Source organism: Mesorhizobium sp. M4B.F.Ca.ET.017.02.2.1 (assembly GCF_003998955.1).
GTDB classification, from domain to species: Bacteria; Pseudomonadota; Alphaproteobacteria; order Rhizobiales; family Rhizobiaceae; genus Mesorhizobium; species Mesorhizobium abyssinicae.
On sequence record NZ_RZOF01000184.1, the window covers coordinates 1 to 12,237 of the forward strand.

The 12,237-nt window shown below is 64.5% G+C and carries 9 protein-coding genes and 1 pseudogene; 9 read left to right on the top strand and 1 reads right to left on the bottom strand.

Annotated features, from left to right (window positions below; genetic code table 11):
* A pseudogene (locus EN738_RS20750) lies at positions 1–2,281 on the bottom strand (peptidoglycan-binding protein); the annotation flags it as partial.
* A 499-nt stretch (positions 2,282–2,780) separates the two neighbouring features.
* Between EN738_RS20750 and EN738_RS20755 the strand changes: the two are divergent.
* From EN738_RS20755 to EN738_RS20795, 9 genes are all read left to right on the top strand, one after another.
* Positions 2,781–3,239, top strand: coding sequence for a MerR family DNA-binding transcriptional regulator (locus EN738_RS20755; protein ID WP_127285335.1), 459 nt, complete (start codon positions 2,781–2,783; stop codon positions 3,237–3,239).
* A 231-nt stretch (positions 3,240–3,470) separates the two neighbouring features.
* Positions 3,471–5,267: an acyl-CoA dehydrogenase gene (locus EN738_RS20760; protein ID WP_127285336.1), complete on the top strand. Its 1,797-nt coding sequence runs from the start codon at positions 3,471–3,473 to the stop codon at positions 5,265–5,267.
* Positions 5,268–5,415: 148 nt separating this feature from the next.
* Positions 5,416–5,832, top strand: coding sequence for an endonuclease domain-containing protein (locus EN738_RS20765; RefSeq protein ID WP_245494592.1), 417 nt, complete (start codon positions 5,416–5,418; stop codon positions 5,830–5,832).
* The gene (locus tag EN738_RS20770) at positions 5,829–6,998 is read left to right on the top strand and encodes an acyl-CoA dehydrogenase family protein (RefSeq protein WP_127285338.1); all 1,170 of its coding nucleotides are present in this window, start codon (positions 5,829–5,831) and stop codon (positions 6,996–6,998) included. The genes EN738_RS20765 and EN738_RS20770 overlap by 4 nt, the downstream gene beginning before the upstream one ends.
* Before the next feature lie 10 nt (positions 6,999–7,008).
* Complete coding sequence (locus tag EN738_RS20775) at positions 7,009–7,410, top strand: DUF4259 domain-containing protein (RefSeq protein WP_127285339.1); 402 nt, start codon at positions 7,009–7,011, stop codon at positions 7,408–7,410.
* A 38-nt stretch (positions 7,411–7,448) separates the two neighbouring features.
* Complete coding sequence (locus tag EN738_RS20780) at positions 7,449–8,657, top strand: acetyl-CoA C-acetyltransferase (RefSeq protein WP_127285340.1); 1,209 nt, start codon at positions 7,449–7,451, stop codon at positions 8,655–8,657.
* A gap of 14 nt (positions 8,658–8,671) precedes the next feature.
* Positions 8,672–10,891 carry a 3-hydroxyacyl-CoA dehydrogenase NAD-binding domain-containing protein gene (locus EN738_RS20785; RefSeq protein ID WP_127285341.1) on the top strand — a complete coding sequence of 740 codons (2,220 nt, stop codon included), beginning with the start codon at positions 8,672–8,674 and terminating at the stop codon, positions 10,889–10,891.
* Between the two features lie 12 nt (positions 10,892–10,903).
* Positions 10,904–11,446 carry a thioesterase family protein gene (locus EN738_RS20790; RefSeq protein WP_127285342.1) on the top strand — a complete coding sequence of 181 codons (543 nt, stop codon included), beginning with the start codon at positions 10,904–10,906 and terminating at the stop codon, positions 11,444–11,446.
* A gap of 93 nt (positions 11,447–11,539) precedes the next feature.
* Positions 11,540–12,181 (top strand): helix-turn-helix transcriptional regulator, encoded by a 642-nt coding sequence (locus EN738_RS20795; protein ID WP_127285343.1) that lies wholly within the window; start codon positions 11,540–11,542, stop codon positions 12,179–12,181.
* Positions 12,182–12,237: the final 56 nt, after the last annotated feature.

Genomic DNA, 12,237 nt, shown 5'->3' on the forward strand with positions numbered 1-12,237 from the left:
GGGCGTCGACGTCGGGCGCCGAACCGGCAAGCGGCGGCGTCTCCGCCTGCTTCTTGCCCCTGAAGGCGCGCGCCAGTCCGCCGAACATCGACTTCTTGCCGGCCTTCTCGCTCTTTTCGGTGATCGTGTCCGAACCGAGCGCCGCCATGGCGGCGGCGGCGGCCGCTTCAGCCGGCGAACGTGGCGCCGGCTCTTCGCGCGCAACCGGTTCGTTGCGCAGGATCGCGGCGGCGCGGGTGTCGAGATCCGCGATATCTCCGGCCAGTGGCAGCGGCTGGTCGATATCCATCGACGGCGCATCCTGCACCGCGATCTTGGAACCGCGTCCTGCGCGCTTGCCCATCGGCTGCGGATCGATGAGCTCGCTGACGGCTTCCACCGGCTCGCTGGTCTCCAGCGAGCCCAGCCGGTCGACGATCTTGAGCAGCGTGTCGTGGATGGCCTCGAAAGTGCGCGAATTGCGTTCGTCGGAACGGCGCGTCAGGGCTTCGAGCGTCTTCAGGTCCTGCGCGAGGCCGCTGACCGCCGCCGTGTTGGCGCTGGTGTCAGCCATCGAACGCACAGCACTCTCGGCCGCCTCGCGGGCCGCGCTGAGGATCGAATCGCGCGTTCCGGCCAGCGACTTCTCGATCTCGTTGAGGCGCGGGCTGATGTCCTCGAATTCCGGCAGCGGCGTGCCCGGCTTGGTGAGATGCGCCGAAAGCCCGGAAACTTGCGCCTCCAGGCTGCGGATCAGCGCCGGGTCGATACCGGCGACCTGCGCGGCGGATGTTTCCAGCCGGCTGGAGATGTCTTCGAGCCGGCTTTCCAGGCCCCGGATCGCCAATTCGCTGGCGGGGTCTGGCGTGCGCGTCTCCAGGCGCTTGGCGAGCGCGGTGAAGCGGGCATCGATGGCGTCCATGATGCCGGCGCTGTCGGCCTGCGGCATGCGTTGGTCGAGCCTGTCGGCAACTTCGTCCAGCCGCCGTTCGAGATCGCGAAACAGCATGTTGCCCTGCTCGATCGCGTCGCCCTGCCGGCGTTCCATCATCCCCGACAGCGCGTCGAAGCGCTGTTCCAGCCCCTGGAAGATGTAGTCGGCGTCGGGCATGGCCGGCGCGTGGTCGATCTTGTCGGCGATCATCGCGATCTGCTTGCCGAGCCGGTCCATCGCCTGCTCGGGCAGGTTGGCGCGGGCGGCCAGCTCATCGACGCGGCTCGACAGGAGATTGAGCCGATCCATCACCTCCCGGCCCGGCTGAGCCTGGGTGACTTCCTCGATCTGCTGCGCCAGCGAGGCGATCCGCTTCTCGATGCGCTCGAAGGGTTCGGGATCGAAGGCATTGGCCTGCGCGGCGACGGTCGAGGCGACGATGGCGCGCGAGATCTCGTCCAGCCGCTCGTCGATCATGCCGAACGTGTCGCTGGCGCGATTGCCCTGCTGGCTGGCGAACTGGTCGACGGCGCCTGCAAGCGTGCGCACCTTTTCTTCCAGCGAGCGCAGCGACAGCGATTCCGGCAGGTTGTTGACGGCAGTGCTGATCTGCTCGAGCCGGTCGGTCAGCGCCGACAGGCCCGGATTGTCCGAGCGCTGGCGCTGGTCGGCGTCGACGCGATCCTCGAAGGCGCTCCAGCGGCGGTCGAAATCGTCCCAGCGGCGGTCGACCGCGCGCACGCTTTCCTCGCGCGCCAGCGTGTCCAGCGCGCCCTTGACCTGCTCCAGTTCGAGCCTGAGCAGGTTGACGCTCCGGTCGTCGCTCTTCTCGGCCAGCGTCTGGATGGCGCCGGACAGCCGCTCGAATTCGAGGCCGAGCTCGGCGCTGCCCTTGCCTGCCTGGCCATTTGCCTGGAAGGCGCGCTCGATGTCCTGGCGCAGCGCGTCGAATTCGCGCTTCAGCCCGGCGGTCATCTGGTGACGCAATTCCTCGCGCAGGCCGCGCAGCTCGCCGGCGATCTTGCCGACCACGGCGACGCTGTCCTCCTGGCCGCGCACGCGGTCGATGTCGCGGGCGATCGCCTGGTAGTTCTGTTCGAAGGCGGGCGCCGCCGGCGCCGGCGCTTTTGGCCGCGGTGCCGGCTGCGGGTCGTCATACCAGCGCGGCTGTTGGCCAAAGGGCTGGGCGCTGGCGTAGCGCGGTTCCGGCTGGCGGCGAGGGTCGACGCGCTCGGCCGTGTCCTCGCGCGTCCGCTCCAGCCGCTGCTCCAGCGTTTCCAGCGAGCGGTTCAGCTGCTCGAGCGTGGTGTGCGGCCTGCGCTGCCTGCCGGCATTGAGAGTATCGAGATAGGACCGCTTGCTGTTCATCGATGCGCCCGTGTTCAGAATGGCCGGCTCCTGGCCGGATTCCCCAAAGTCCCGCCGGGACGAAGGCGACCGCGCGGTTCTGCTGCGGCGGAGGCCAAGCCTCCCGGGCCTTTCGCCCGCGCTTCGAAAACCGTGAAAAATTCGCTACAGGATAACCACGGGTGACCGACATGCGCACATTTCACCCAACGTGGTAAACAACGCGTTAACCAAGCTTAAGAACTTGCATATGCCTTTCCGTTCCCGGAGCGCCTCCTCAAAAACCGTTCCGGATTTCAGGATCGCCCGCCAATGGGTGCGGCATAACGTTCTTAGCCTAGAACGCCCTTGCGTCATGAGCCGGCAATCGGTATAGAATTGACGTAAACGTAAGAGGTGCGCAGATCCCGCCTTTTGCGATTTTTTTGTTGAAACCACGACTGGAAGCACGCCCCCGCTTCCACTCAGGCGACGCAAGGTCCGGGACCGCGGCGCCACCAGACGGGGAAAGCCAGTGACCATGAAACTTGTTTCGGCCGGCGAAGCCGCGGCCAACACCAATGACATATCGACTGAAACCGGCGAGGACCTTGTCCGCATCGGCGAGATGGCCAAGAAATACGGCGTGACGTTGCGCACGCTGCGTTTCTACGAGGACAAGGGCCTGCTCAACCCGAAGCGCGACGGTTCGACCCGTCTCTACACGCGCCGCGACAGGGCACGGCTGAAGCTGATCCTGCTAGGCCGCAAGGTCGGGTTCTCGTTGCGCGACGTCAAGCAGATGATGGATCTCTACGATCCGACCGGCTCCAACACCAAGCAGTTGCGGCTGGCGCTCGACAAGTCCGAGAAGCAGCTCGCCCGCTTGCAGAAGCAGCGGGCGCTGATCGACGACGCCATCAACGAATTGAGCACGTCGATGACGGCGGTGCGCCAGATGCTGATGGATCGCGCGCCGCAGGCGAGCGCCGCCGGTTAATCGCTTCGCCGATTTCCGGCCAAGCAGATGACGAATGAGAGCCGCGCGACCTGGTCGCGCGGCTCTTTATCTTTTGCTGGCCACGCATCGAAAATTTTCCGGCTGCGACAAGATTGACGTTTACGCAAACGTCAATATTTGCTATCGGGGCGTCGACATTGGCTCAGCCTCCGATCTGCGCTTTGATCGAGAACTTGCTGGCAGGGCCAGACCGCAAGGGTGGAGGAAGGCATGACGATCTACAGGGCGCCGATCCAGGACACGCTGTTCGTGCTCAACGACGTGCTGGGCTATCAGCGCTATTCCAACCTTCCCGGCTTCTCCGACGCGACGCCCGATGTCCTCGAGGCGATCCTTGCCGAAGGCGCCAAGCTTGCCGAGAACGTCATGCATCCGCTGAACCGTGTCGGTGACATGGAAGGTTGCGTGCGCCATGATGACGGCTCGGTGACGACGCCCAAGGGCTTCAGGGAGGCTTTCGACCAGTATCGCGAGGGTGGCTGGATGGGGCTCGCCGCGCCGGCCGAGTTCGGCGGCCAGGGCCTGCCCTACACGGTCCACACGGCGGTCTCCGAATATATGGTCTCTGCCAACATGGCGCTGATGATGTATCCGGGCCTGACGCAAGGGGCCATCGCCGCCATCATCACCCACGGCACCGACGAGCAGAGGGCGACCTGGCTGCCGAAGCTGGTCGAGGGCGCCTGGACCGGCACCATGAACCTCACCGAGCCGCATTGCGGCACCGATCTCGGCCTGCTGCGCTCCAAGGCGGTGCCGAACGGCGACGGCACCTACAGGATCTCCGGCCAGAAGATCTTCATCTCCGCCGGCGAGCACGACATGTCGGACAATATCGTCCACCTGGTGCTGGCCCGCATCGAAGGGGCGCCGGAAGGCGTGAAGGGCATTTCGCTGTTCATCGTGCCGAAGCTGAAGCTCGATGCCTCGGGCAATCCCGGTCAGAGGAATACCGTCTCCTGCGGCTCGATCGAGGAAAAGATGGGCATCCACGGCAATTCGACCTGCGTCATGAACTATGACGAGGCCGAAGGCACGCTGCTCGGCGAGGCCAATGGCGGGTTGAAGGCCATGTTCACGATGATGAACGAGGCCCGGCTCGGCGTCGGCCTGCAGGGGCTTTCGCTGTCGGAGATCGCCTACCAGAACGCCGTCTCCTACGCCAAGGACCGGCTGCAGGGCCGTTCGCTGTCCGGAGCCAAGGCGCCGGACAAGAAGGCCGACCCGATCATCGTCCATCCCGACATCCGTCGCTCGCTGATGACCATGAAGGCTTTCAACGAGGCTGGCCGCGCGCTGGCGCTGTGGACGGCGATCAAGTCGGACGTCGCCCACCGCGCCGGCGACGACAAGGACCGCCAGGCGGCTGACGACTACACCGGCCTGCTGACGCCGGTGGTCAAGGGCGTGCTCACCGACAAGGGCTTCGACCACGCCGTGATGGCGCAGCAGGTCTTCGGCGGCCATGGCTACATCGAAGAGCATGGCATGAGCCAGTTCGTGCGCGATGCCCGCATCGCCATGATCTACGAGGGCGCCAACGGCATCCAGGCGCTCGACCTCGTCGGCCGCAAGCTGGCGCAGAATGGCGGCCGCGCGGTGCAGGCCTTCTTCAAGGAGGTCGCCGAGTTCTGCGAGGAGAACCGCGCCGACGAGAAGCTGGCGCCCTTCACCAAGGCGCTGAAGAAAGGTCTCAACGACCTGCAGGCGGCGACCATGTGGCTGGTGCAGAACGCCATGGCCAAGCCTGACAATGCGGGCGCCGCCTCGACCGACTATATGCATCTCTTCGGCCTGGTGGCGCTGGGCTATATGTGGGCGCAGATGGCCAGGGCCGCGGGCGTCAAGCTGGCGGAAGGCGCCAATGGCGCCGCGTCCTTCTACGACAACAAGCTGGTGACCGCGCGCTTCTTCATGGAGCGGATCATGCCGGAGACGGCGACGCGGCTTGCCCGCATTTCCAGTGGCGCGGACACGCTAATGGCGCTGCCGGCGGAAGCGTTCTAGAAATCGTGGGGCGTCCCCCTCCCCCTTGAGGGGAGGGTGGCTGCGAAGCGGCCGGGAGGGGTCGCCCGCGACAAGCTCGACGCCAATTCTGACGACGCGTATTGGGAGGAGGACTACAGCAATGCCTCGGACGCGAGTGAGTTTCGAGATGCGGCAGAAGGCACGTTCGCTTCGTCTCCACGCGACGAAGGCGGAGTCCTTGTTATGGTATGAATTGCGCGAGTTTGCCGCTGATGGCCTGAAGTTCAGACGGCAGTCGCCGATCGGCCCATATATTGTCGATTTCGTTTGTCCGAGGGTCAAACTGATCGTCGAGGTCGACGGCGATCTGCACGAAACTGAAGCAGGAAAGCGCCATGACATCAATCGCGATGCCTATCTGCAATCTCTCGGCTACGTCATCGTCCGAATCGACGAACCTGATGTCATCAACAGTGCATGGCATGTGGCGCAGCTTGTTAAGGACAAGGCCGAGCGTGTCACCGGCGACCCCTCCCGACCGCTTCGCGGCCACCCTCCCCTCAAGGGGGAGGGGGACGCCAGCGCAACGGAGGAAGTAGCATGACAAATCCAGCCGAAATTCTTGGCTTGCCAAAACCCGCCTGGGCGGCGGACGAGGTCGGCATGCTCTACGACATGGCGTCGCGCTTCATGTCGGAAGAGATCGCGCCGCGCTACGACGAGTTCGAGAAGAACGAGATGGTCGACCGCGAGAGCTGGCTGAAGGCAGGCGCGGCCGGCCTGCTCTGCGCCTCGATGCCGGAGGAGTATGGCGGCTCCGGCGGTACCTTCGCGCATGAGAGCGCCATCATCGAGGCGATCGGCCATGTCGGCGTCGACGGTTTCGGCATCGGCCTGCACAATTCGATCGTCGCCCCCTACATCCTCCATTACGGCTCCGAGGAGCAGAAAAAGAAATGGCTGCCCAAGCTCGCGACCGGCGAGTTGATCGGCGCCATCGCCATGACCGAGCCCGGCGCCGGCTCCGACCTGCAGGGCGTCAAGACGCGCGCCGAGAAGGACGGCAACCACTACAAGATCAGCGGCTCCAAGACCTTCATCACCAACGGCCAGCTCGCCAACCTGATCATCGTCGTCACCAAGACCGATCCGGAAAAGGGCGCCAAGGGCACCTCGCTCATCATCGTCGAGACCGACGAGGTCGAAGGTTTTCAGCGCGGCCGCAACCTCGACAAGATCGGCCTGAAGGCCAACGACACCTCCGAACTGTTTTTCAACGACGTGCGCGTGCCGACCTCGAACCTGCTCGGCCATGAGGAAGGCAAGGGCTTCGTCCAACTGATGCAGCAACTGCCGCAGGAGCGGCTGCAGATCGGCACCGGCGCGATCGCCATGATCGAACGCGCGCTCGCCTTGACCATCGACTACGTCAAGGAGCGCAAGGCCTTCGGCAAGGCGGTCATCGATTTCCAGAACACCCAGTTCAAGCTGGCCGAGCTGAAGACCGAGGCCACGATCGGTCGCGTCTTCTACAATGACTGCGTCGCCCGCCACATCGATGGCGGCCTCGATCCGGTCACCGCCTCGATGGCCAAATACTGGCTTAGCGACCTGCAGGGCAAGGTGGTCGACGAGTGCCTTCAATTGCACGGCGGCTATGGCTACATGAATGAATACCCGATCGCCCGCATGTACCGCGACGCTCGCGTCCAGCGCATCTACGGCGGCACCAACGAGATCATGAAATTGCTGATCGGCAGGAGCCTTTAGGATAGCAATTATGGGCGCATGGGGTTTCAAAATATTCGAAAACGATGACGCAGCCGATTTCGTGGCCGAATTTGAGAACAGTGGCGCCGTCGCCGTTGCGGATGCGCTTGATGCGGCAGGCAGCAATCCTGGCTACATCGAGGCGCCGGATGGCTCGGTCGCACTGGCCGCCGCCGCAATTGTCGCCGCAGCCAACGGGAAGTCCGAGTTCTTGTCTGAACCCGCAGGAACAGCGTTGCGAACTGTCTCGAACTGGCAAGCTTTGAGTGGATTGAAGGGCAAGGCAATCCAGGCAGTCGAATGCGTGAGCGGCCCTAACTCTGAACTGATGGAACTCTGGGCTGAAGCCGCTCCTGCTGATGCAGCCAACTTCAAGAACGAACTGAATCGCCTGCGTGCGGCTTTGCGTTAAAGCAAGCCTTAGACGGCACCACAAGGAAGGAACCGAAAATGGCCGAAGCTTACGTCTATGACGCCGTGCGCACGCCGCGCGGCAGGGGCAAGAAGGATGGCTCGCTGCACGAGGTGCCGGCGGTGCGGCTCGCCGCCAAAACACTGGGAGCATTGCGCGACCGCAACGGCCTCGACACCGGCACTGTGGACGACATCATCTTCGGCTGCGTCGACCCGGTCGGCGAGGCGGGCTCGGTCATTCCGCGCGCCGCCGCCTTCGAGGCCGGCTACGACACCAAGGCGCCCGGCATGCAGATCTCGCGCTTTTGCGCTTCCGGTCTCGACGCCATCAATTTCGGCGCCGCCAAGATCGCGCAGGGTGCCGACGAGATCGTCATCGCCGGCGGCGTCGAATCGATGTCGCGCGTCGGCATGGGCATGTCCGGCGGCGCCTGGTTCATGGATCCGTCCGTCGGCCTGCCCGGCTGGTTCGTGCCGCAGGGCATTTCGGCCGACCTGATCGCCACCAAGTATGGCTTCAGCCGCGACGATGTCGACGCCTATGCCGTCGAGAGCCAGAAGCGCGCCGCCAAGTCCTGGTCCGAGGGCCGCTTCAAGAATTCGGTGATCCCGATCAAGGACCAGAATGGGCTGACCATCCTCGACCATGACGAGCACATGCGACCGGCGACCGACATGCAATCGCTGGCCTCGCTCAACCCGTCCTTCGTCATGCCTGGCGAAATGGGCGGCTTCGATGCGGTTGCCGTGCAAAAGCACCCGGAAGTCGAAGAGGTCAACCACGTCCACCATGCCGGCAACTCCTCCGGCATCGTCGATGGCGCCGCTGCCGTCCTGCTCGGCTCCAAGAAGGCCGGCAAGGCGATGGGCATCAAGCCGCGCGCCCGCATCCGCGCCTTCGCCAACATCGGCTCCGAGCCGGTGCTGATGCTGACCGGCCCGGTCGACGTCACCGAAAAGCTCTTGCAGCGTGCCAAGATGAAGCTGTCGGACATCGACCTGTTCGAGCTCAACGAGGCCTTCGCCTCGGTGGTGCTGCGCTACATGCAGGCCTTCGAGATCCCGCACGACAAGATCAACGTCAACGGCGGCGCGATCGCCATGGGCCATCCGCTCGGTGCCACCGGCGCCATGATCTTCGGCACCGTGCTCGACGAGCTCGAGCGCCGTGACCTGAACACCGCCCTGGTCACGCTCTGCATCGGCGCCGGCATGGGCACCGCCACCATCATCGAACGCGTCTGACGGGGAAAGAGAAGATGAGCTACACCAATTTCACCCTAGACATCGACGCCGACGGCATTGCGCTGGTCACCTGGAACATGCCGGATCGATCGATGAACGTCTTCACCGAAGAGGTGATGCGGGAGCTTAACGCCATCGTCGACCATGTCGCCGGCGACGCGGCCATCAAGGGCGCGGTCATCACCTCCGGCAAGGATACTTTCTCCGGCGGTGCCGACATCACCTTGCTGCAGAAGATGCTGGGCGCCTTCGCCGCCGACAAGGCGAAGGATTTGGGCAAGGCGACCAAAGCCCTGTTCGACAATGCCGGCGTCATGACCGGCCTGTTCCGCAAGATCGAGACTTCCGGCAAGCCGTGGGTGTCGGCGATCAACGGCACCTGCATGGGCGGCGCCTTCGAGATGTCGCTCGCCTGCCACGGCCGCGTCGCTGCCGATTCCGACAAGGTGAAGATGGCGCTTCCGGAAGTGAAGATCGGCATCTTCCCTGGTGCCGGCGGCACCCAGCGCGTGCCGCGGCTGACCGATCCGCAGCAGGCGCTGCAGATGCTGACCACCGGCCAGACTCTCACGCCGCAGAAGGCCAAGGCAATGGGCCTGATCCACGAGATCGCCGAGCCTTCGAAGCTGGTCGAGACCGCCAAGGCGATGATCAAGAACGGCCTGAAGCCGGTGGCGCCCTGGGACGAGAAGGGCTTCAAGCTGCCCGGCGGCCCGGTCTATTCGGCGGCGGGCGCCAATCTCTGGCCGCCGGCCATCGCCATCCTGCGCCGCGAGACCTTCGGCAACTATCCGGCCGCCGCGGCGATCCTGAAATGCGTCTATGAGGGCCTGCTGGTGCCGTTCGACACCGCGCTCAGGATCGAGCAGCGCTATTTCACCGAGATCATGCAGACCAGGGAAGCGGCGGCGATGATCCGCTCGCTGTTCGTGTCGCTGCAGGAACTGAACAAGGGCGCGCGTCGCCCGACCGGCGTGCCGGACACCAAGTTCAAGAAGATCGGCATCCTCGGCGCCGGCTTCATGGGCGCCGGCATCGCCTATGTCACGGCCAAGGCCGGCATTCCCGTCGTGCTGCTCGACCGCGACATGGAGTCGGCAGAAAAGGGCAAGGCGCATTCCGACAGCCTGATTTCTGATCAGGTCAAGAAGGGCCGCGCCAAGCCCGAAGAGAAGGACAAGTTGCTGTCGCTGATCACGCCGACGGCCGACTATGCCGACCTCGCCGGCTGCGATCTGGTGGTCGAGGCCGTGTTCGAGGATTCCGCCGTCAAGAAGGGCGCCACCGAAAAGGCGGAAGCGGTGCTGAAGTCGTCGGCGATCTTCGCCTCCAACACCTCGACCATCCCGATCACCTCGCTGGCGAAGAATTCGGCGCGACCGAAGAATTTTGTCGGCATCCACTTCTTCTCGCCGGTCGACAAAATGATGCTGGTCGAGATCATCCTCGGCAAGAAGACCGGCGACAAGGCGCTGGCGACCGCCATCGATTTCGTCCGCGCCATCAAGAAGACGCCGATCGTGGTCAACGACACGCGCGGCTTCTACGTCAACCGCTGCGTCCTGCGCTACATGTCGGAAGCCTACAAGATGCTGATCGAGGGTGTCCCGGCACCGATGATCGAGAACGCCGCCAAGGCGGCCGGCATGCCGGTCGGTCCGCTGGCGCTGACCGACGAGACGGCGATCGACCTTGCCCAGAAGATCATGAAGCAGACGATCAGGGATATCGGCGAGAAGGCAGTCGATCCGAAGCAGATGGCGCTGATCAACACCATGGTCGACACGCATGGCCGCTTCGGCCGCAAGAACGGCAAGGGCTTCTACGACTATCCGGCCAAGCCGGCGAAGAAGAAGCTGTGGCCGGGCCTCAAGGATCTCTACCCACAGCTCAAGCCGGAGAAGATCGACTATGAGGAGCTGAAGCAGCGCCTGCTGGTCACCATCGCACTGGAAGCGGCGCGGGTGATGGAAGAGGGCATCGTCACCGATCCGCGCGAGGCCGATGTCGGCTCGATCCTCGCCTTCGGCTTCGCCCCCTTCACCGGCGGCGCACTGTCCTACATCGACGGCATCGGTGCGCAGCAGTTCGTCAAGATCGCCAAGGGCCTGCAGAAGAAGTACGGCGCCGAGTTCAAGGCGCCCAAGCTGCTGCTCGACATGGCCGAGAAAGGCGAAACCTTCTACCAGCGCTTCGACCCGTACGCGAAGGGCGAGGTCAAGCAGGCAGCCTGACGGCCGACGCGGATGTATGTCTGGGCGCGCATGGCGCGCATGATGGCCACGGCGCGAAGCCGTGGCCCTTACCTTATCGGCGGCGACAGCCGGCTTGCCTTCCGCTGCCTGCCGACCGACATCGATTTCAACCTGCATCTCAACAATGCCCGCTATATGATGCTCGCCGACCTCGGCCGCATCGACATCTTCCTGCGCGCCGGCCTGATCGCGCTGGCGCGCAAGAACGGCTGGGCACCGATGATCGGCGGGCTGCAGGTGGCCTATGTGCGCGAGATCCGGCTGTGGCGGCGCTTCGAGGTCATATCCTCGATCGAGACCTGGGAGGGAACCTCGGTGATCGGCAGGCACCGCTTCGTCCTCGACAGCGGCGATACGGCCGCGCTGATCATGACCACCGGCGGCGTCTACGACCGCCGCAATCGCCGCTTTCTCGACATCGCCGAGGTTGTCGCCGCGCTTGGCCGTTCTGCTCAGTCGCGCCCACCGACCGAGGCCGAGCAGGCATTCATGGCCTCGCACCGGAATTTGCGGGAACTTGCCAAAAAGGCCTGATCGTTGGCGATCCCGCGCTTCCTCGGTGGACATTGGGGCGGTTGCGCGGTAGACAGGAAGAGGCATTTTTTCCTGTTTTGAAGGAGAGCTCGATTGCTCTCGCACGACCGTGTCTGGGCTGCCATCGACGCACTCGCCGAGCGTTATTCGCTGTCGGCGTCAGGTCTGGCAAGGCGCGCCGGTCTCGACTCCACCGCCTTCAACAAGTCGAAGCGCCTGTCCTCGGACGGGCGGCCACGCTGGCCCTCGACCGAATCGCTGGCCAAGATCATCGAGGCCACCGGCGCCTCGCTTGAGGAGTTCACCGGGCTGGTCGAAGGCCTCGGTGGGACCGCTTCGCAGCCACGCAGGTCTTCGGTGCCGCTGCTCGGCTTTGCCCAAGCCGGCGCCGGCGGCTTTTTCGACGATGCCGGCTATCCGGCGGGGCAGGGCTGGGATCTGGTGGAATTGCCGGCGCGGGCGACCGCGACCTCCTATGCGCTGAAAGTGCAGGGCGATTCCATGCTGCCGCTCTACCGCAACGGCGACGTACTGATCGTCGAGCCGGGAGCGGCCACTCGCAAGGGCGACCGCGTCGTCGTGAAGACCGCCGCGGGCGAGGTGATGGCCAAGGTGCTCGATCGCCAGACCGCGAAGTCGATCCTGCTGGTCTCCCTCAATCCCGATCATCCCGACCGCGATATTCCGATGCGCGACGTCGAATGGGTGGCGCGCATCGTCTGGGCCAGCCAGTAGGTGCGGCTGCCTCACCTTGCCGTGGCGGTTCTGGCGGTGCCGGCGATGGCGGCGCC

What these genes read in the sequence shown, in the direction of transcription:
- EN738_RS20755 (WP_127285335.1), top strand. Translation starts at nt 2,781, where the DNA reads ATGAAACTTGTTTCGGCCGGCGAAGCCGCGGCCAACACCAATGACATA.
- EN738_RS20760 (WP_127285336.1), top strand. Translation starts at nt 3,471, where the DNA reads ATGACGATCTACAGGGCGCCGATCCAGGACACGCTGTTCGTGCTCAAC.
- EN738_RS20765 (WP_245494592.1), top strand. Translation starts at nt 5,416, where the DNA reads ATGCGGCAGAAGGCACGTTCGCTTCGTCTCCACGCGACGAAGGCGGAG.
- EN738_RS20770 (WP_127285338.1), top strand. Translation starts at nt 5,829, where the DNA reads ATGACAAATCCAGCCGAAATTCTTGGCTTGCCAAAACCCGCCTGGGCG.
- EN738_RS20775 (WP_127285339.1), top strand. Translation starts at nt 7,009, where the DNA reads ATGGGCGCATGGGGTTTCAAAATATTCGAAAACGATGACGCAGCCGAT.
- EN738_RS20780 (WP_127285340.1), top strand. Translation starts at nt 7,449, where the DNA reads ATGGCCGAAGCTTACGTCTATGACGCCGTGCGCACGCCGCGCGGCAGG.
- EN738_RS20785 (WP_127285341.1), top strand. Translation starts at nt 8,672, where the DNA reads ATGAGCTACACCAATTTCACCCTAGACATCGACGCCGACGGCATTGCG.
- EN738_RS20790 (WP_127285342.1), top strand. Translation starts at nt 10,904, where the DNA reads ATGTATGTCTGGGCGCGCATGGCGCGCATGATGGCCACGGCGCGAAGC.